The following is a 22,074-nucleotide window of genomic DNA, read 5'->3' on the forward strand; positions in this document are numbered from 1 at the left end:
TTATGCAATGTTGTCATCTGATTTCTTAAACTTATTCTTTCTAGATAAATATATAGGGTAACCTATTATAGTAAATAGTATACCTATTCCAGCATTCATAGGTTGAGTAAATAAAGTGTTTAATATTATATATGCTCCACCTAAAATGGCTATAGCTGGAATTATAGGATATAGTGGAACTCTATATGGTCTATGTAAATCTGGTTGCTTTTTTCTAAGAGTAATTACTGCACAGAATGTCATAACATAGAATATCCATATTACAAATACCAATAAGTCTGTTAATTGGTCAAACTTTCCTGAAAATACAAGTATTATTGATATGATAGCTACTAATATACTACTATTTATAGGTGATTTATATTTTGGATGCAATTTTGCAAGCCAGTTGCTTCCGGGCAATTTATTTTCTATTGCCATTGCATATGGTATTCTGGCTCCTGTTAATATGTATCCATTTAATGCTCCAAATATGGACACTAATATACCTATAGTTATAATTTTTCCACCTGACTGACCAAAAATTATTTTTGCAACATCAGCAGCGGGCGTTTTTGTAGCAGCAAGAGTAGATGCTGGTAATACGAATAAATAAGCTACATTTATTATTACATATACTGCCATAACTAATGATAATCCACCTACAATAGCTCTTGGTAAATCTTTACCAGGATTTTTCATTTCTCCTGATATAGCTCCAACATTTATCCAGCCTTCATAAGCAAACATTGTAGCTACCAATGCCGAACCAAGACTTGTAGCTATTGGATGATTAGCAGCTGTCATTGGTAATAACCTTACTGCACCATTACTATTGCTCATAAGTCCCACTATTATAATTGCGAATAATGGTATTAGCTTACAAACTGTAGCTACAGTTTGAATAGCTCCTCCTGTTTTTGATCCCAATGAATTCATGCATACTAAAAAGATTATAACTATAATTGCTATTGTTTTTAACATTGAATCATTTAAACCTAATAATGATACAACTTGAGTTGCAAATATTATTGCAAGTGCAGCTATATTAGCTGGAAAATATATAACTGTTTGAGCCCAACCTAAAAGGTATCCCCAGACATCTCCATAAGTTTCCTCCAGATATGCTATCATTCCACCTGTTCTAGGTATTGCTGCAGATATTTCTGCAGCTGTAAGACCACCTGCTATAGATATGATTCCTCCTAAAATCCAGGCCATCATACCCAATCCAGGTGCTCTTGTTGATGTAAATACAGCTGTAGGTTTAAAGAATACACCTGAACCGATAACCATACCGATAACGATTGCAAGAGCAGGAACAAGACCGATTTCTTTTTTTAATTCACTTTTGTTCACCTTTAAATTTCCTCCTTAGAATTTTTGAATTGTGATAATCTCTTATCACCATAAAATATTAACATTATTTTTACCTTGAATTTAGGATGGAGCTTATAATAATATTCAAAGTAAAATAATTTGGATAACTTGTTTCATTTCATTGCTTAGTTTACGCTAGTTTTGCAATGTGTATTCATGCAGCATTAATGATTTTTAACAATAAAAAAGGACATGAGAGCAGACTACACCTGCCACACATGTCCTCTGTATCTTTACCTGAGAGCTTCGATAAGTGAGTATCTTACACCATGGGTTCTGTTTAAAACAGTATCTTCAGAGTTTCGTCCTATATCGCTCCTGGTACCTGAAAGTTTCTGATATAGCTGTGTAACTATAGCATTGCTTCTTCGGTTAACAAATGTTATCTCACGATACAATCATCCGTATAATCGTATTAAATTATCGTAATTATATCATCAATTGAAATGACTTGCAATATTTTTATTCAGAAATTTCAAATTGATCTTTACCTACACCACATAATGGACATACCCAATCTTCAGGAATATCTTCAAAAGATGTTCCTGGAACTACGCCATTATCAGGATCACCTTGTTCAGGATCATAAATATATCCACATACAACACATACATATTTTTGCATAAAAATACCTCCTTGTTTGATTTGTAATATTAACAGTGTTTCACAATTGGGCAAAATAATACAATAAATTTCATAATTTATTGCAAAGCTATTTTACTTAGGTGGAGACTTAATTAATATTTAATGCTGCAGAAGTTTTAGAAAAAATTGGAAAATATAAAAAATTGCTTAAAATTACAAATACTTTGGTTGGAAAAAAGTGTAAAATGAGAAGAGCTATAAGTTTTCTATCTGCAGATAAATTAAGTGATCTATTTTTACAAATAATATGGCTTAACTCTCAGAAGAAACAACTTTTATGTTTGATAAAAAGTAAATTTTAAATTATAAGGGGGATTTTTATGAATAAGAAAAGCATTTCGGTACTTATATGCTTTACAATGTGCATGAGTACATTACAGGGAGTTCCTTTAGAAAAAGTATCAGCAGCAAATGATACCAATATATCATTGGGACAAGATGTAGGAAAAAACAAAGATAAAACATTGAATACATCAATAAAAGAAGATACTGCAAGTGTTGTGGCAAAATATAACTTTGATAATGCAAATGAAAACAAGATTTTAGATGCTTCTGGAAATGGCAACGATGCAACTTTAGTAGGTGGATCTAAATTAATTCCAGGGAAAAATGGAAATTCAGTAGAATTAAATGGAAATGATGGGTATGTTCAGTTACCAGATGGAATAGTAAAGGGACTTACGGATTTTACTATAACAGCTTGGGTATATATGGAGAGTTCTCAAGGATATCAAAGAATATTTGATTTTGGCAATGATACAACTACAAATATGTTTCTAACTTCTTCAGGAGGAAATGCTGGAGCAAAGGGCCTTGCATTTTGTATAACAACTGGAGGGTCAAGCAAGGAAGAAAAAATCCAAAAGGGTACAGAGCTAGAAAGTGGAAAATGGGTACATGTAGCTCTTGTAGTTTCAGGTAATACAGGTACCTTGTATGAAAATGGTAAAAAGGTTGGAGAAAATACTAACATGACATTAAATCCTTCCAAGTTAGGAGTTACAACTAAAAATTATATTGGCAAAAGTCAATATGGAGATCCAAATTTTCATGGACAAGTTGATGATTTTTGTATTTATAACAGGGCTCTTAGTGGTACCGAAATTGCTGGAATGCTTCAATTATCAGATAAGGATATTGTAGAAGGAGATAAAGCTAGTATTAATATTGGTGATACTGCTGTATCGGATTTGGTGCTACCAACAACTGGTCCTTCAGGGTCTAATATTTCATGGAAATCGGACAATGAAAATGTTATTAGTAATACAGGTAAGGTAACACCTCCATTATCAGGACAGCCAGATGTTAAAGTAAAGCTTACAGCAACTATAACTAGGGGAAGTGAAAGTGATACTAGGGAATTTAATGTTATTGTTAAAGCAGGTTTGTCAGATGAAGAATGTGTAAAGAAAGATAAAGAAGCTATTTATATAGGAAATATATTTACCATAGATTCAGATTTAAAATTACCAATAGCAGGTGCCAATGGTTCAACAATCACTTGGGAATCAAAGAATACAAGTGTTATAACCAATGATGGAAAAGTTACAAGACCAGAGGCTGGCAGCGGTAATGTAAACGTTGTATTAATAGCCACTATAAGTAAAGGTTCAGTAAAGGATACTAGAGAATTTGATGCTACTGTGGTTCAGAAGACAAAAGAATCAAAGATTATAAGTATTCCTGACATTGATTTGGAAACTTCTTTAGGAACAGCACCAGAGCTTCCAACTGTGGTTACAGTTACAAAGGATGATAAATCTGTAGGTTTAGCAAATGTTACCTGGGAGAATGTAGACGCATCCAAATATGCTGCGGCAGGAAGCTTTAAAGTAGAAGGAACTGTAGAAGGAACAACTATAAAAGCTGTTGCAAATGTAAGAGTAAGTCCATTTACTGTTAAAACTAAATTTAATATGGACAAGCTACAGGCTGGTAAAATGTTAACAGCAAGTGTAAAAGCTACTAATGCTGATGTTAATAGTACACAAGTGTTAGTAATTGTGGGGCTATTTGATAAAGACGACACTATGAAAAATATATCCTATATTTCAAAGGAGATAAAACCTGGAGGCTCGGAAGATTTGGATGTAGGGTTTAAATTGCCAGAGGATGTAAATGGTTATAAAGCAAAAGTGTTTGTATGGGGGGGAACTAATTTGAATGACAGCAATATGCAGCCTTTATCAAGAGTAAGTGAGCTTACAACAGATTCTACCATTGTTTCAAGCTTAGCAGCTAAAGATTTTGATCTAGGTAAGGTAACTTTGCAATCAAGTATATTTACTGATCATAGAGATAAAGATTATACCTATTTGCTATCAGTTAATGATGATCAAATGCTCTACAATTTCCGCAGTGCAGCAGGGCTTGACCTTAAAGGAGCACAGCCCTTAACAGGATGGGATGCACCAGATTGTAATTTACGTGGTCATTCAACAGGTCATTATCTATCTGCTTTAGCTTTAGCCTATGCTAGTTCTGGAGACGTTAAATTTAAAAACAAAATTGATTATATGATTGATGAACTTAAAAAATGTCAAGATGCTATGTCTGTTAAGTACAGTCCAGGATTTTTAAGTGGATATTCTGAAGATCAATTTATAAAATTAGAACAGTACACAACATATCCAACAATCTGGGCACCTTATTATACTTTGCACAAAATTATGACAGGGTTAGTTGATTGTTATCAATTTGGAGGAAATGCTCAAGCTTTAGAAATTGCTAAAAAAATGGGAGATTGGGTTTATGGAAGATTGAGTAAATTACCTAAAGATCAGCTTCAAAAAATGTGGGGCATGTATATTGCAGGAGAATTTGGTGGAATGAATGAGGTAATGGCAAAGTTATATGCCATAACTGGCGATGAAAAATATTTGACTACAGCTAAATATTTTGATAACCCAAAATTATTTATACCTATGGCCAATAATAAGGATACTTTAGGTGGAATGCATGCTAATCAACACATTCCTCAAATTATAGGAGCTTTACAGATATTTGATGAAAATAAAGATCCTAATTACTATAATATAGCCAGCAATTTCTGGAATATGGTTACTGGACATCATATTTATAGTATTGGCGGTACTGGAGAAGGAGAAATGTTTAAGGATGCAGATAAAATAGCTGAATTTATTGATGATAAAGATGCGGAAACTTGTGCTACTTATAATATGCTTAAGCTAACTAGAAATTTATTTTTGCATAATACAGATGCAAAATATATGGATTACTATGAAAGAGCTCTTTATAACAACATTTTAGGAAGCCAGGACCCAAATCCTGGAACTGGTGGTTCTTGTTATTTTACTCCATTAGGACCTGGTGAACAAAGAGGATATGATATGGATGGATTTTCTTGCTGCCATGGAACAGGTATGGAAAATCATGTTAAGTATGGAGATTCTATTTATTTTAAATCAGAAGATAAATCTACCCTTTATGTTAATTTATATATACCTTCAACATTAGATTTTCAAGAAAAAGGCTTTAAGATTACTCAAACAGGAGATTATTTAACTAATCAAGGTACAACTATCACTGTTGATGGTGAAGGACAATTGGACATTAAACTTCGTGTGCCTTACTGGGTACAAAAGGGATACACTGTAAAAATAAATGGTGTCCAGCAAAAAATTGCTGCAGCTCCAGGTAGTTATATAAATTTAAGTAGAGGTTGGGCTAAAGGTGATAAGATTGATATTTCAATGCCATTTAGTTTTAGATTAGAGAGAACTCCTGATGATCCTACTAAAGCTAGTATTATGTATGGACCATTGGTAATGGTAGGTAAGAGCGATAGTACTGATTGGATAAAGCTTAATTTAGATTCTACAGATATTTCCAAGTCCATTGCACCTACTGATGATCCTTTAACTTTTACTACTAATGGTATAACTTTAGTGCCAGAGTATAAAGCTTCTGATTGTGCTTATCATGCTTATTTCATAGTAAATAAGTAGGAGGATTAGTTGATATCCTTAAAAAGATAATCAATCAATGTACCTGACTTTAAGTAATATGTATGTACAAGCTATATACAAATTTTAAACTATAAAAATTAAGGGGGATATTTAATTTGAATAAGAAGAAAATTATATCAATAATAGTTTCTGGAATGTTTCTTTTTTCATCAATTCCTTTTAATGTAAGTGCAGCAGGAACAGATGGAGGAAAAAATATAGCTATAACAGCTGGAGTGAACCAAACTTATAGTAATGGTTTAATTAATTATGTACCTTTCCAAAATGTAAAAATTAATGACAATTTTTGGTCCTCAAGAATAAAAACTAACATTGTGGTCTCAATTCCTCATGGTATTGATAAAGTAATTCAAACAACTATTCCAAACTTTGTGGAGGCAGGAAAAGCAGTAAGAGGAGAAGCACATGGTGAGGTTATTGGGCTTGCTGATTTTGGAAAGGGTAATGGAATGGTATTTCAGGATTCAGACCTCTATAAAATGATGGAAGCAATGTCAAATGCTAGTGCTATGGACTCTCAAGGGGATCAGGAGATAATTGCTAAACAAGCAGAATTTAAGGCTAAATTAAATGAATGGATTCCATTAGTAGAAGCAGCTCAGGAAAAGGTTGGATATTTAGATACTTTATATTCGGCTGGATATTCAGATAATCAAGGAAACAAGTTTACTAAAAAAGATAGATTTACAAACTTTTCAAATCATGAACTATATTGCATGGGACACTTTATGGAATGTGCTGTGGCCAATTATCGTGCTACGGGGGATAAAAGATTATACAATGCAGCCATTAAGCTGGCAGATTTACTTGATAATACCTTTGGACCTTCTCCTAAACGTACTGAAGTTCCGGGGCATCCAGAAGTTGAAAAGGCACTTGTTTACTTATCACAGCTTACAGATGAAATTAGCGGAAAAGGAACTGGGGATAAGTATTGGAAGCTAGCAAAATTCTTTATAGATGAACGTGGTAAGGATAAAGACAAGAGAACAAGTGGATATAATGGAGATGAATATTCAATAGATGTTCAGCCTGTTACTGATTTGACAAAAGCCCCAGATGGTGCTCACGCTGTTAGAGCTGCATTCTTGTTTACAGGTATGGTAGATATGGCAAAGATTAATAAGGACCAGTCATATTTAAATGTGCTTGACAAGCTTTGGGACAACCTAACAAATGCCAAAATGTACGTTACTGGGGGAATCGGTAATACTGGTAGTGGAGAAGCTTTAGGAAAGGACTATGATCACCCTAATCAGACCTCCTATCTTGAAACCTGTGCTAGCTTGGCAAATGGGCAATTTAATAAAGAAATGAATTCTATATATGGTGATGGTAAGTATGTAGATATTTTAGAAAAAACACTATATAACGGAACTCTAGTAGGTGTTAATTTAAAAGGTGATGAATTCACTTATAGTAATCCTCTGCAAACTAGTGCTAGTTCCAGAAGATCTGATTGGTTTAGTTGTGCATGTTGTCCTCCTAACCTTATGAGAACTATAGCATCCATAGGAGGAAATATATATGCTCAAAAAGATGATAATGTTTATGTAAATCTTTATATTGGAAGTGAAACAACTATAGATGTTAAAGCGAGCAAGGTTAAAATTAAACAAACTTCAAATTATCCATGGGATGGAAATATTACTTTAAGTATTGATCCTACTGCAGCTGCTTCTTTTCCAGTTAAGCTTAGAATACCAGGCTGGGAAACAGCAGGAAATTATACTGTAAAAGTTAATGGACAAGATGTTGATAAAACTTTGGACAAAGGATATGTAACAATAAATAGAATCTGGAAAGCAGGAGATAAGGTTACATTAAATCTTCCTATGGATATTCAAAGAATTAAAGCAGATTCCAGAGTAACAGTAGATGAGGGAAGAGTAGCTTTTCAGAGGGGGCCACTTGTTTATTGCCTTGAAGGTACAGAGAACAATAATATAGATGTAAATAATTATGTTATTAAAAAAGATGTAAAGCTTACTTCTGAATATAAACCTGACTTATTAAATGGAGTAACAGTTATAAAGGGAACAGCACAAGCAGGAAAACCTAATGATTACAAAACTACTGATTTTACAGCTATACCTTATTATGCATGGAATAATGTAAAAGATGGCGGTACTTCCATGGTAGTGTGGGTTATGGATACTGAACCACCTTATGTGGCACCAACCATAGCAAGTAAAGCTAAAGCTTCCACATCATATTGTTCATCATGGGAACATTTGGATGCTATTAACAACCAATGTGAACCAAAAGATTCTCATGATAGATCTAATAATGTATATGGTAATTGGGATAAGCATGGTAAGCAGTGGGTACAGTATGATTTTGACAAAGCCTATACAATAAGTAGTTCAGATGTATATTGGTTTACTGATGATGGTGGAATTCAGCTTCCAAGCAAGTGGAATCTTCAATACTTTGATGCAGCTACTTCTACTTGGAAAGATGTAGAACCTGTAAACCAGTATCAGCAGTTAAAATATGGAGTAGAACCAGACAAGTATAATACTTGTGAGTTTAAAGCAGTTACTACAACAAAGCTAAGATTAAATGTATGGGCAGGTAAAGATCAGGGTGGTACGGAGCAATCATCCGGCATAATACAATGGAAGGTAAATGAACATTCAAGTGATGTTTCAATAGATAATTTTGTAGTAAATTCTACTTTTAATTTAACTAGTTTACAACCAGGGAAGATTTTAGATGCCAAAACTACTGTTACTAATAACAAGGGTTTTACTAAATCAGTGTTAGCCATTGTAGGACTTTATGATGGAAATGATAAGATGGTAAATGTATCGTTTATATCTAAAATCATATCAGCAGGTGCTACAGAGAGCTTAGATGCAGGATTTAAATTACCATCTGATACAACTAATTATAAAGTAAAAGTATTTGTGTGGGATGGAACTGATTTATCATCTTCAGCTATGCAGCCAATATCCAATATGGTTACGTTACCATAATTAATATAGAAAATGAGGTGGAAAAAATGAAAAGAGTAAAAAATAAAGTACTTGCTGCTATTATGAGCGCTATGATATTTTCTAGTCTTACAATGGCAAGACCATTAGTAAGGGTATATGCTTCTGAAGCAAATCCTATAAATAATGTAACAATTAATACAAATATATCTACTAATCAAGTAACAATACAAGGAAGTATTACTTTAGGTAGTGGGAAGAATGTCACTATACAGGTATTAGATCCAAATGGTTCAATAGATTATATTGGTCAAACTGTTAGCTCTGAAAATGGCAAATTTATTTTTACATTTAAATCTAATAATGCAGTAAGTGGAAGTTATAATGCCAAAATAGGTGGAGAGGAAGTAACAGCTCCATATCAACAAGCATTTTCGTTTTCAGGAAGTTCATCTGGAGGTTCATCAGGTGGTAGTGATTCATCATACAGTTCTAAAGTTTCTTCACCAACAGCAGTATCAGCAGTAATATCAGGAACTAGTGCAAATGTAAGCTGGTCATCAGTGCAAAATGCAAAAGGATATTATGTATATAGATCAATAACAGCTAATGGCACGTATTCAAAAATAAATAGTCAGTTAATTACAACAACTTCATATAATGATACTAGATTAACAGCAGGAACAACTTACTATTATGAAATAACTGCAGTAGATTCCAATGGAACAGAGTCAGATAAGAGTACAAGTACACCAGCAGCAAGTTTTCAAAGAATATCAGGTGCTGATAGAATAGACACATCTATAGCTATTGCAAAAGAACAATTTAGCAGCAAACATCCAGATGCAGTAGTGTTGGCATCTGGGAATGATTTTCCAGATGCATTAGGTGGTGCAGGATTAGCTTATAAAAACAATGCACCAATATTGTTAGTTGGAAATTCTGTAAATGACAGCAAAGCTGTATTTGATTATATTGCTAATAACTTAAGCAAGGATAAAAAGATTTATGTATTAGGAGGTACTGCTTCTGTTTCTCAGGAAATATTCAATTATATAACTGCGCAAGGATATAACATAACTAGGATTGGTGGAAAGGATAGATATGAAACAAATCAAAAAATTGTAGATAATCTTAATATAGCTAAAGATACTCCTATTGTTATTAGTAGTGGAAATAACTTTGCAGATGCACTTAGTATATCAAGTATAGCCAGCATAAATGGTTATCCAATATTGATAAATGATAAAGATAATTTAATGGCTAACGTTGGTAACTATATAACTAGCATACAGCCATCAACTATATATGTTGTGGGAGGAACTGGAGTAATAAGTGCTAATATTGAAACACAAATTAAGAATTTGAATGGAAATATAAATATAGTAAGATTAGGGGGACAAGATAGGTATGAAACATCAACACTTATAGCGGAAAAGTTTAATTTAAATACAAATATTATAACTATAGCTTCAGGATTGAACTTTCCAGATGCTTTAAGTGGATCAGTTTTAGCTGCAAGAAAAAATTCCAGTGTTTTACTTGTAGATAATAACGATGTAAGCAGACAAAAGCAGTTATTGAATAAGCAAAAAATAACTAATGTAATTGTATTAGGAGGAGAAGGTTCAATAAAAAGCAGTACAGTAAATTCATTATTAGAAAAATAGTTGTGGGTGAAAGTTCCAAAAATTAATTAGACAAAATTATAAGTATAATATGGATAACGGAAGTATTTTCAATTAACAAGAGGTGTTGCTTTGATTATACTTCCGTTTTTATGGTACTATGTAATCCAATTTAGCTTATTCTATTCGGGATTTTAGAGCTTCAGCCATGGAAATTTTATTTATTTTTTTCCTGCTTAATAACTTTGAGAGCTCATAGGTTAAATAGATAATAATAAAACCAACTATAACATAAATGTAATTTATAGTTACTGGAAAGGATACATTCATATCTTTGGTCATTGACTTAAAGAGAGCACGCATGGAAGCAAGAAGCAGTGGTACTCCAAGAATATAGCCCAGTACAACTATAAAGGAGGAACTATTTAAAATTAGAGAATAAACCTCCTTATTTTTGTAGCCTAGAACCTTCATAAGAGATATATTTTCTTTGTTTTCTTCTATTGTAAGAGCAGTAACAACATATATTACTATAAGTCCAATTATAAAGGACATAAAAGCTATACCACCTACAACAGCCTGAAGTGGCTTTGTCATTGTGTTAAAGGCATTTCTCATATCATCAACTGTTACAAAGGCCAGCAGTTTGTTTTCTGGAATGGACAATCTTTCTGTACTCCAAAGCCCAGTATAGCTGCCAGGAGGAAAATTAAGCATGGCATTAAGCTTATCAAGAGGTATATAAATATAGCTGCCTATATAGGTTTCGGCAATATCATCAATAGTTATACTGTATTCTTTTGAATCAAGCCTGTTAACAGCTTTAATGGTATTCTTTGGATTTATGTTGAGCTTATCAGCTAGAGGTCTTGTTATAATAACCTTATCTGAGTTTAGTGCATTTCCTGCTTTGTTTTTAAAGTAAATGTATTTGGAATTAGAACTTACTCCATACACTGTAAAAGTTAGATTATTATCTGATTTAAGTGCAAAGGGTACTTCAGAGAAAGCTTCTCCTTTCCTTGGTTTGCCATTTTGGACAGAATTGAACACATACTGATAGTTATATTTAAAGGCTTCACTAAAGGAATTTTTCATAAGGTAATCCAAAGAACTTTTTGCTGTAAAACCCATTAAAAGCAGCATAGTTGCCATAATAATGCCAAGCATAAGAAATATACTTCTTGGTATGCTTCTAAGTAATTCTCTTACTTGAAACTTAGTATTAAAACCTAATTTATCAAGTTTTATATTTTTTTCTATAAAGCCAACCTTATTTCTTTCTCTTCCACCTCTCATAAGCTCAACTGGTGAAGCTTTAAGTGATTTGTTTACTATAAAATAGCTGCAGATAATCAAAAAGACTACAGGAAGCAGAATACTCATTATCAAATAAGTTATATCAAAGCTTAAAGAACCTACAGGTATGTTAAAGTAGGATATATAATAGGATATCATAGGTTTTAAGGTTATTATCCCGAGTATAGTTCCAAGTGTACCGCCTAACAATGAGACAGCTAAAGGATACATAAGATAGTGTTTCAAAATTTCTCTTTTTCTATAACCTAGTGCATAAAGAGTTCCTATAATAGCAGCTTCTCTTTTTAACATTCTTAGCATTACTATACCAGTTAGAATACATGTAAGAATTAGTATACTCATAGGCATAGAGGAACTCATCTTATCAATTCCAGAAAGCTTTGCAGTCATATAAGTCACTCTTGGATTATCAGTTACGTTCATCCAGCTTAAAATAATAATATTTTTGCTTCTTAGGTAATCTTTAAGTTCAGATGTTTTTTTTCCTAAATTGTTTCTATCGTCATTAAATCTCACAGCATAAAAGCTATTTCCTTTGTTTATATTATTAAAATCATTTTTATCAATTACTGCAATACCAAAGCTATTTGGATCATTCATAATATCTGACTCAGATTTTAGTGGATATATATAATTTGGCATAGACATAAAACCAGAAATAGTAAAATTCTCATTATACACCTTTATATTGTGGCCAATATTCAACTTATTAGCTTTTGCATAGGAGGGATCAATAAGGATACCACCATTACTTAAATTTTTGCCTTCAATTATTGCAGGTATGTTGACCTTGGTATTTTCTCTAAAGATCCTTAAGGTTTTATGTTCTGATATGGAATAATCAAAGGATTTTCCTTCCTCCAGACTCATATTAAACCTTGCTTCTAAGGATTCTGGAGTGTCTAATTTTTTGCTTGTCATAAAGGTTGCATCTTCTTGCTTATAGTCTTTTTCAAAAGAAGATAATAATCCTGATAAATTTATAGAAACCAAATTAAACATTGTAAAAAGTAGACAGCTAAAAATAATAAGCAGCAAGGAACCAAGGTATTGAGATTTACTTTCCAGCATGGTTCTCTTAATTTTTTTATTTATAATCATTACCACTCAATCCTTTCTGCAGGAATAATCTCTTTGTTGACTACACTATCTACGATTTCTCCACTTCTTACCCTATAGACCCTATTTGCCATAGAACTGATTGCATTATTATGTGTTATCATAAGTATAGTTGAACCAAAATCCTTATTAATTCTCTGAAGAAGTTTCAATATGTCTCTGGAGGTTGAAAAATCAAGGGCACCAGTTGGTTCATCGCATAGTAAAAGCTTTGGATTTTTAACTATTGCCCTTGCAATAGAGATTCTTTGCTGTTCACCACCGCTTAATTCTCTTGGAAATCTATATTTTTTATCAAGCATACTTACGGCTTTTAAAACTTCATCAGTATTAAGTGGGGAACTGCTTATATTTGAAACAACCTCTATATTTTCTCCTGCAGTTAGGTTAGGTATTAAGTTGTAAAATTGAAATATAAAACCTATATTTTTTCTTCTGTAGTCCGTAAGTTCATTATCATTTAGTTTAGTAATTTCAATGTTATCTACTAAAACAGTACCAAAGTCACATTTATCAATTCCACCTATAATATTAAGAAGAGTTGACTTGCCAGAGCCAGAAGGACCAAGTATAACCCCAATTTCACCTTTATCTAAATTCATTCCTACGCCATTCAAAACATTGGTAGTTATATCAGTTGTTTTATAGCTTTTCTTTAAATTTTTCACTATTAAGAACATCTATTTTATTCCTTTCACTATTTTCATTGTTATTAGTTTAAACATAGGAAGGAGTTTTATTCTACATTAATTGATCATATATATCGTTGTAAAACAAACAAATTTATTGTAGAGTATATCGTAGCAACAATATGTTATAATTTAAGTAAAAAAATCAAAAGGTGAAAAGATATGTATCAGCGTTTAATAAATTATTTAAAATCCTATAAAAAGGCTACTATAACCTTAGGAGAACTGGAAAATTTAGTTCCAGGGAATTATTCCTATAACACATTTGCGGAAAGTATTATGCAGCTAATTGATGATAACATATTGATTAAAAAAAATCCCAAAATTACTAATGGTAAAGAAGTTCCGCTGCCTTATAAATTCGGGATTAACAAATATGAGCTTAGAAGAGAACACATAGATAATATTCAAAGATATGCATTAAACATCAGTGAGGAAATTGACCTGCAGGAATACTTTAATTTAAGTGAAGAGGTTTGGAATAAAGACTTACCTTATATCCATAAGATTAATGAATATATTGAAAAAAATGGTCTGCCAAAAGACTATGTTACTCCGCAAGAAAGATCCTTTAATATTGCTAAAGATGAAAAGTGGATTGCTGAAAAAGGGGGAAAGAAGCTTTTAGAAAGAATAAAGCTTTGGGAAAAACTTAATATAATAGATAGCACAGAGCCCTTGATGCTGGCTGTTAATCCAAGGCAGTTTTCAAAGGCTAAATACTGTCATCTTGTTGTAGAGAATAAGGCCACTTTTATGGCTCTACTGGATGTACTACAGGATACAGAGTTTACTTCATTAATTTTTGGATCAGGATGGAAGATAGTAGGAAATATCAATATGCTTAATAGGCAGCTAGGAATAAAGGGAACTAGCAGGATATTTTATTTTGGAGATTTAGATAATGAGGGCATATCTATATGGAATTCTCTTAATGAAAAAGTGTGTGCCAATTTAGCAGTTGAATTTTACAGAGAGCTTATTAAGAAGCCTTACAGCCAAGGAAAGGAAACTCAACAAAAAAATGATAAAGCCTTAAAAAATTTTACCAGTTTTTTTTATAATGAAGAAAAAACAAAGTTAGAGGAGATTTTAAAAAATGGAGGATACCTTCCTCAGGAAGCCTTAAATAAGGATGAACTTGGGCATATATGGAGGAATACAAAGTGGGTATAAGTATAAAAAATGTAACAGAAAATTATGGAGAAAGAATTCAGAGACTGGCCTTATTTGATCCATTATACAAGCTGCAAAATAAAAATTCAAAGGACAATAGTGGTAATGTTATTGACTATTTTAGTTTAGGTTTGTTAAGCTTATTGTTTTTCTTTGAAAATATGCTCGTAAGAAACAAAAAGACAGGAGTAAGGGAACTAGCTTCTTTTTTATATGAGTTAAATGAAGGAAAAATAGATTTAAGTTATGAAGGCTTTGAAAAGGCTGCGAGAATAATTATAGAGACTTTTAGACCTCCTACAGGAAAGAGAAATTTTAAAGTATTTTATAACTGGGAAACAAGAAAGGAAGAGAGTGTTCAATATTCTATATTAAAGGCAGACATGGCGGATTTAGAAACAAATACTCAATACTATACTCTTGATGAGCAGGGCTTGGAATTGATATTTGCTACAAAGGAGTATTTTAATGAGTTTCAGCTATCTATAAATCAGTTAGTTTTAAGAAAACAACTGGAAAAAGGTGAATTTGTAGGAGCTCTAAGACAAATTGATGAAATGAGTCTTGATGTAAAAAATCTTCAGGACAGAATAGTTAGAATTAAACATGAGGTAAATAGAAATATAGTATCTACTGAAACCTATGAAAGATATAAAAGTATAATTGAAGATATAAATATGAGATTGCATCGTGAGGATGAGGAGTTTGATGAGCTGCAATCTTTTGTAAAGGAAACTAAGGAGAAGGTAGGTAATGAACTTACTAATGATAAAGATAGAAAAGCCTATGAACTTATAATACAAATAGACAAAGAACTTGGTCAGGTTCACTATGATCACAGGCTGCTTTTTAAAGAAAGTATAGTTCTTAAGACTTCAGCCCTTCAGTCTGCTCAAGAGTCGCTTTATTATGTAGGTATAGATTCTTTTAATTTTGATCAGGAAATTGTGAGCAGGTTATTTTCATCACCTCTTCCATTAAATGCAGCTAGAACACTTATTGAACCTTTTATGTATTTGGAAAGGCATAAGAGCTGGTCGCCTTTAACGGTATTTGATAAACAGAGGATTGAAAATAGGAATAAACAGGAGAAAACTCAGGAATTTTTATCCTTGGAGGAAGCGGAAGAGATAAAAAAAGGTATTAAGATTCAAAGAGAAAACTTTAAGTTTATATCAGAAATACTAATACAGGTTATGGATGATTCATATGAAACCAGCATTGAGGATGTTGTGGAATATATGAAAGAAAATAATTATGAAAGCATATTGGATTACCGAACTTTTTATGATTTTTGGATCATACTGCATCAAAGATCACCAGTAGCTATAGATACAGGTCATAAAAATGAAGAGCTTTTATTTGGAGAGGCCTTTGATTTATTGGCTAATAAGGGAAAGACATTATATGTAGAGGAAACTTGTAAAGTACTTGAAGTTACAGAAAGATTTACAATAAAAAATATGAGACTAAGATTGGAGGACAACCATGCTTCAATATAATAATGAACAGGTAATGCATGCATTTAAGCTATATTCTATACTTTCAATGAAAGGCTATGGAGAAAAAGAAGAACTGCGACTATATATATCCGATGAGATGATAAGGGGATTAGTAGATCAATTTGCCCGTCAGGTAGATTGTACTATTTTTGCCTCAGGAGATTATATATACATGATACCAGTTTCCAAAAATTCTATATTTCATGTATCAAATGATTCTATTAAAAAGGAGTATCTTCCTTCAAAGGCTGTAAATTTAGATCTATATTTAATGTATTCAGCTATAATTGTGCTCTTTGGAGAGTTCTATGATAGCTATCAAACTACAGAGCCAACTCGTGATTTTATTAATATAAATGAATGGCTCTCCAGTGTAAATGAGAGAATTGAGGCTTTAAATGAACATGATGCAGAAAAGATGAAGGAATTGGACAATCAGTTTAATTATAACTGGTCAGCTATTGTAGAAAAGTGGATGGACATGGATGAAATTAAAGAGAGAGTAAAAAATCAGGATGCCAGAACTATAAGCAGAAAGAGTTTTTTAAATACTGTAAAGCAATTTTTGGAGGCTCAAGAGCTTATAAAAGATATTGGCAATGAAGAGCTGGAGCTTACGGAAAAGGCTAAGAATATAATTCAAAGATATTATATGGAATATGACTATAATAGAGGAATACTAGACTTTATGTATAACCTTGATCATAGGAAAGGAGAAAACTAATGCCAGCTATTTCTAAAATACGTTTTACCAATGTAATCTATGAAAATGGAGAAAAAAGATATAATGATGATATTTTTCAGTTTGATGGTCATAATGGGGCAATCCTACTTGAAAATGGTGGGGGAAAGACAGTTTTTGTACAAACAGCTATTCAGGCAATATTACCTCATAGTGATTTAGCAGAGCGTAAAATTAAAAATACTCTTATGTTAGAAAATAGTGCAGCTCACATAGCAATAGAGTGGATATTAAGTGAAAGACCAAGAAGATATGCTTTAACTTCTGTGACCTTGTTTATGAATAGAGGTGCTGTAGATTCTCTTAAATATGTTTATGAATATGAAGAGGATGATGATAATTCCATAGAAAAACTTCCATTTGTAAAAGAAAATGTTAATGGTAAAAAGAGACCCTCTACAAAGGAAGAGGTTTCAGAGTATTATTCGGAGATGAGTCAAAATAGAATTAGTGCTAAAACCTTTAGCACAATTAAAGATTATCATGAATATATAGAGAAAAGTTTTAAAATAATTCCTTCAGAGTGGAGAAAAATAGCTTTGATAAATGGTGCAGAAGGGGATGTAGAAGCGTTTTTTGATGCCTGTAAAACCACAGGACAGTTGGTAGATAATCTTTTGATTCCTACAGTAGAAGAAGCACTTGCTGGAAATGGAACTAAAGAATTTGCGGAAACCTTTGAAAAGCAGAGAGAACATTTTAAAAAATATAAACAGCTAAAGGCCAGAATAGATGAAAGCAGGCTAGTGGAAGAGCATATAAATTCTTATGTAAAAGTGTATAAATCCTATGATGATATAAATCAAAACTTTACTAAAATTAAAGAACATACAAAGGCTTTGTATAAATTTGCACAACAAGAAGATGAAATTAATAAAGAAAAGCTTGAGAAAAACAAAGAGGCTCAAAATTCCCTTGTAGTAGAGGAGGAATATTGGAAGCAAAAGGAGGCTTCATATAAGCTTCAGCTATTAAATAGTAGAATGCTTAAAGCAGAAAAAAGTTTTATAGAGATTTCTGATAAATATAATGAGGTTATAAGTGCAAAGGAAGAAAAGGAAAAGAGACTTGGAAATCTTAATATAGCAAAATACAAACAAAATATAAAAGTACAGCATGAGAAGATTCAACTTTTAAAAGGACAGATTAATGATCTTGATAAGGATGCAGATATTGCAGATATTAATGAAAAGTTGGAACTTAATAGCAGTGAGATTAGAGGATATTATATGGATCAGGAAGAAAAACTTCACAAGGAGATATCAATAATTGAAGGTCAACTTAGAAATATTGAAAAAGAGCTCCAGGAATTAGAAAAGAAACTTGAGAAAAATAAATATAAGGAAAATGAGCTATTAGGAGAAGAGGCTAAATTAGAAGGATCTATCCATCAGCTTACAAAGGATATGGATAGTTTAAAAAGAGAAATACTAGACAACGAGAGTAAGGAAAAGGTAGAGGAAGAATTTGACAAATGGCAAAGAAGAATATCCGATTTAGAAAATGCAGTTTTTGAATATAACAAGCAAATGCGTATGCTGGAAGAAGAAAAGCAAAAATTATCCCAAAGTATACCAGAACAAAGGGAAGAACTAAATAATTTAAAGATGGAAGAAATGGAAATATCAGAACAACTAAAAAATCTTAATGAGCTTCATGATAGCCTACTTTTCAGAGTTAAAGAGTTTAGAAGTAGTTGGTTTAGCTTTGATTCCATGTATAGAAAGCAGAGCACCATATTAGAACAGGTAGAAAACAAGATGGAAAGACTTAGAGAAGAAAAGGAAAATTTAATTTTTGATGAAAGATTAGCTCACAGATGGCTCGATAATTACAGTGAAAGTGAATTTTATACAGCAGATCCTTCCATAGAAAGATATATAAAAAACTGGAGAAATGGGTTTAATTATATAGAAAGTGGAACAGAATATATTCAAAGAGCAGCAAAAAGTATTGGTAAATCTGAAGAGGAACTTAACAAAAACTATCCTTATTGGACAATATCTATAGTTACATCAGAAGGAGAAATGGAAAAGCTTATAGATAAGATAAATAATCAGCTTGAAGAGCTTTCTCATCCTATTATTGTGATGAATGAAAAGGAAGCACGGGATAAAGCGCAAGGAGATACTACTATATATGAAGAAAATATTTTGTTTCCTTCAAGGTGGAATAAAAACATTGTTCAGAGAAATTTTGAAAGCTGGAAGGAGGAAATTTCAGTTAAAGCTGATGAGGCTACAAAGCTGCGTAAGAAAAAAGAAGAAGAGCTAATAATTTGCAGTGAACTTCTTAAGGATGTAATGGATTTTTATAATAAATATCCTCACGAAGATTATATTGAAATGCAGAAGAAACAGAGAGCGCTTAAGGACAACATAATTATAGTTACTGAAGATATTGATAAAAAAGAAGCAAGAATAAGATATATAGATAAAGAGATAGGTAGGCTTAATACAACTGCTGCTGAAGCACAGGGAGAACAGCATATTTTAGAACAAAAAATACTTAAGGCTAAAGATTATTCAAGAAAGAAAAGAGAAAAGGAAAAAGCTGAGGCCGAAAAGATTAAGATAAAAAAAGAGCTCATAATTGCTAAAGAAGAGAGCTTTAAAGTGGAGAGGGGAATAAAATTAAGCCAGGATTCAAAGGATGAAATAAAGGAAAAGCTTAATGAAGTCAAGACAGGGCTTTCTGTATTAAGGGCAGATAGCTTATATAATGAAGTTATCAGTGTTTCACCAAGATATAGCTCTACAAGTAAAGAAATACTAGTGCAGCAAAGGAAAAATTTAAAGGATTCTCTGGAAAATAAACAAAAGGGAAGAGAAACTTTAGAAGAAAACATGAAAAATGCTTTAGAGATGAAGAATAATCTAGAAAAAGAATTAGATAACTTAAGAAAGCAGATAGATTTTGAAGTAAATGATGAAATGGATTTCCCATTTTATGGTGCAGAAGAGATTGAAAGACTTATAGAAGAGATACAAAAACTAAGGAAGCCTTTGAAAAATCTAAAGAAAGACTATGATGAAGCCAAGACCGCCTATGACAAAGAAAAGGCTATTTATGAAATGGAAGAAGATCGTTTTCATAGTAAATATGAAGATATAATATCTTTTTCTAAAGCTTTAGAGCAGGTAGAACTTATATTAAAGGAAGAATTAGAAGCTATAAATAAAAAGAAAGAATATTTTTTTAAGCAGCAGGATGCCATGGAAAAGGAAGGAAAGAGTATAAATAGTAGTATTTCTAAATTAGTGAATTATAATTTTAAGTATTCTTATTTATCAGAGGAAATAGAAGAAGCTTTTCTATCTGATGATATAAAAAATGAGTTTCCATATAAGAGAACAGAGGTTGTAGATGAAGTAATTAAAAATGTAGAAAGAACTGAAAAGCTATTGGAAGATAAAAAGCTAGATACAGAAGAAAAAAAGAGGGAATTTATAAATTTTTGTGAAGGTGAAATTGTAGATGTAAAGCTTAAGGATATGGCTGCTAAAGGAGTACAGCATAAAAAGTCCTATAAGGATATTATTGAATGGCAAAACAAAATGAAGGATAGAATTATGCGTACTATAGAGATTGCAGAAAATGATATTCGTGAACATGACAAAGAGATTCAGCAGTTTATAAGCCATTTGCATTCTTATTTGACAGCAATGGTGCAAGAGCTTAAACAAATTCCTAAAAAGACAAGAATAAAAATTGATGAAGATTGGAAAGAAGTATTTACATTTAACATACCTGATTGGAATGAAAAAGAGGGAAAAGAAGAACTGGCAAAACATATTGACTGGATGTTAAAACAGTTAGAGGGTGATCAGTTTAAGGATGAAAATGGTGTTGAGCTTGATAATCAGGTTAGGAAGTCTATAGAAAAATGGCTTCAATCAAAGCAGTTATTGCAAATTGTTATGAAGCAAAATAATATTAAAGTGAAATGTCGTAAAGTAACCAATGATCAAAAGATCAACAGTATGCCTTTTTCCTGGGAAGTATCAAATTCTTGGTCTGGTGGAGAAAAATGGAGTAAAAATATGACTTTGTTCCTAGGAATACTAAATTATCTGGCAGAAAAAAGAACTCAAATTGTATCAAGCCAGAAGATATATAGAACTGTTATAGTGGACAACCCTTTTGGAAAGGCTTCCAGTGATCATGTACTAAATCCAGTGTTCTTTATTGCAGAGCAATTAGGTTTTCAGATAATAGCCTTGACAGCTCATGCAGAAGGGAAATTTGTAAGGACATACTTTCCTATTGTATACAGCTGCAGATTGAGAAATGCGGATAACAGCAGCAGCCAGATTATGACTAAGGAAAGGGAAATAAAAAAGGCTTTCTTTAAAGATGGCGATCCTCAGGCTTTATTTAGGCTAGGGCAATTAGAGCAGGTGGCTTTTACAGATATATATTGATTATCAGTTTGAAATAATTAGTGTATAATGAAACATATACCATAAGACTTTGATGAAAGGGATGAGAAAATGAAACCAACAATTTTGTTGTTTAATATTACAGATAAAGCTCGATATGATGGTGTTATAAAGGCTGCATTACCACTTAGAGTTAAAATTAAGAAAATAAATAGAGAGGAATATTTACAGCCAATTGGTTACTTAGTTGGCAAGAAGGATATTGAGCCTGCTTTGGAAAAGTATGATGGGCCTGAACTTGGTGATGAAATGCTTTTGTTTTCAGACCTTGCAGGTACTAAATTAAATCAATTATTACTTTCTTTAAAAAAGTCAGCAGTCAGAATTAATCTTAAAGCTGTTTTGACTCAGAATAATGAAAAATGGAATACCATACAGTTATATGAGGAATTAAAGAAAGAACATGAAGCATTGAGTAAATAATTTAATAGGAAAAATCAATATGCAGCTTCAGTGATGCTGAATTATAAGAATATTAACTTAAAATTAGATTCACTGAAGCATAGTTTTTAAGAAATGTAAAA

Annotated in this window: 12 protein-coding genes and 1 riboswitch; of the genes, 8 read left to right on the forward strand and 4 right to left on the reverse strand. The window is 32.1% G+C overall.

What is annotated here, in order from left to right; all coding sequences use genetic code 11:
• Positions 1–1,338 carry an APC family permease gene (locus EG57_RS0214910; protein ID WP_032077984.1) on the reverse strand — a complete coding sequence of 446 codons (1,338 nt, stop codon included), beginning with the start codon at positions 1,336–1,338 and terminating at the stop codon, positions 1–3.
• A 324-nt stretch (positions 1,339–1,662) separates the two neighbouring features.
• A riboswitch (glycine riboswitch) is annotated at positions 1,663–1,761 on the reverse strand.
• A gap of 60 nt (positions 1,762–1,821) precedes the next feature.
• Positions 1,822–1,983, reverse strand: a complete 162-nt coding sequence (rd, locus tag EG57_RS25895) for a rubredoxin (RefSeq protein ID WP_084572246.1) — start codon at positions 1,981–1,983, stop codon at positions 1,822–1,824.
• 341 nt (positions 1,984–2,324) lie between these two features.
• On the opposite strand from rd, the gene EG57_RS25490 reads away from it, so the two are divergent.
• From EG57_RS25490 to EG57_RS25495, 3 genes are all read left to right on the forward strand, one after another.
• A complete protein-coding gene (locus EG57_RS25490) occupies positions 2,325–5,972 on the forward strand; it encodes a beta-L-arabinofuranosidase domain-containing protein (RefSeq protein WP_052037936.1) in 3,648 nt (1,215 codons plus the stop codon).
• A 116-nt stretch (positions 5,973–6,088) separates the two neighbouring features.
• A complete protein-coding gene (locus EG57_RS0214920; protein WP_032077985.1) occupies positions 6,089–8,974 on the forward strand; it encodes a glycoside hydrolase family 127 protein in 2,886 nt (961 codons plus the stop codon).
• 26 nt (positions 8,975–9,000) lie between these two features.
• On the forward strand, positions 9,001–10,602 hold the full coding sequence (locus EG57_RS25495; protein WP_052037938.1) for a cell wall-binding repeat-containing protein: 1,602 nt from the start codon (positions 9,001–9,003) through the stop codon (positions 10,600–10,602).
• A 135-nt stretch (positions 10,603–10,737) separates the two neighbouring features.
• On the opposite strand, the gene EG57_RS0214930 is transcribed toward EG57_RS25495, so the two are convergent.
• Both EG57_RS0214930 and EG57_RS0214935 read right to left on the reverse strand, forming a co-directional pair.
• A complete protein-coding gene (locus EG57_RS0214930; protein WP_032077986.1) occupies positions 10,738–12,981 on the reverse strand; it encodes an ABC transporter permease in 2,244 nt (747 codons plus the stop codon).
• Positions 12,981–13,679, reverse strand: a complete 699-nt coding sequence (locus EG57_RS0214935; protein WP_032077987.1) for an ABC transporter ATP-binding protein — start codon at positions 13,677–13,679, stop codon at positions 12,981–12,983. The genes EG57_RS0214930 and EG57_RS0214935 overlap by 1 nt, the downstream gene beginning before the upstream one ends.
• 171 nt (positions 13,680–13,850) lie before the next feature.
• Here EG57_RS0214935 and EG57_RS0214940 point away from each other — a divergent pair, with 171 nt between their 5' ends.
• The 5 genes from EG57_RS0214940 to EG57_RS0214960 all read left to right on the forward strand — a co-directional run bounded on the left by EG57_RS0214940 (position 13,851) and on the right by EG57_RS0214960 (position 21,973).
• Positions 13,851–14,864, forward strand: coding sequence for a Wadjet anti-phage system protein JetD domain-containing protein (locus EG57_RS0214940; protein WP_032077988.1), 1,014 nt, complete (start codon positions 13,851–13,853; stop codon positions 14,862–14,864).
• Positions 14,855–16,366: a hypothetical protein gene (locus tag EG57_RS0214945; RefSeq protein ID WP_032077989.1), complete on the forward strand. Its 1,512-nt coding sequence runs from the start codon at positions 14,855–14,857 to the stop codon at positions 16,364–16,366. Before EG57_RS0214940 ends, EG57_RS0214945 begins: the two co-directional genes overlap by 10 nt.
• A complete protein-coding gene (locus EG57_RS0214950; protein ID WP_032077990.1) occupies positions 16,353–17,090 on the forward strand; it encodes a DUF6063 family protein in 738 nt (245 codons plus the stop codon). The genes EG57_RS0214945 and EG57_RS0214950 overlap by 14 nt, the downstream gene beginning before the upstream one ends.
• Positions 17,090–21,532: a coiled-coil domain-containing protein gene (locus tag EG57_RS25500; RefSeq protein ID WP_052037940.1), complete on the forward strand. Its 4,443-nt coding sequence runs from the start codon at positions 17,090–17,092 to the stop codon at positions 21,530–21,532. The genes EG57_RS0214950 and EG57_RS25500 overlap by 1 nt, the downstream gene beginning before the upstream one ends.
• Before the next feature lie 69 nt (positions 21,533–21,601).
• Entirely contained in the window at positions 21,602–21,973 is a 372-nt protein-coding gene (locus EG57_RS0214960) for a DUF3783 domain-containing protein (RefSeq protein WP_032077991.1), read from the forward strand.
• The last annotated feature ends 101 nt before the right edge of the window (positions 21,974–22,074 follow it).

It is taken from the genome of Clostridium drakei (assembly GCF_000633595.2).
Taxonomy (GTDB): domain Bacteria; phylum Bacillota; class Clostridia; order Clostridiales; family Clostridiaceae; genus Clostridium_AM; species Clostridium_AM drakei.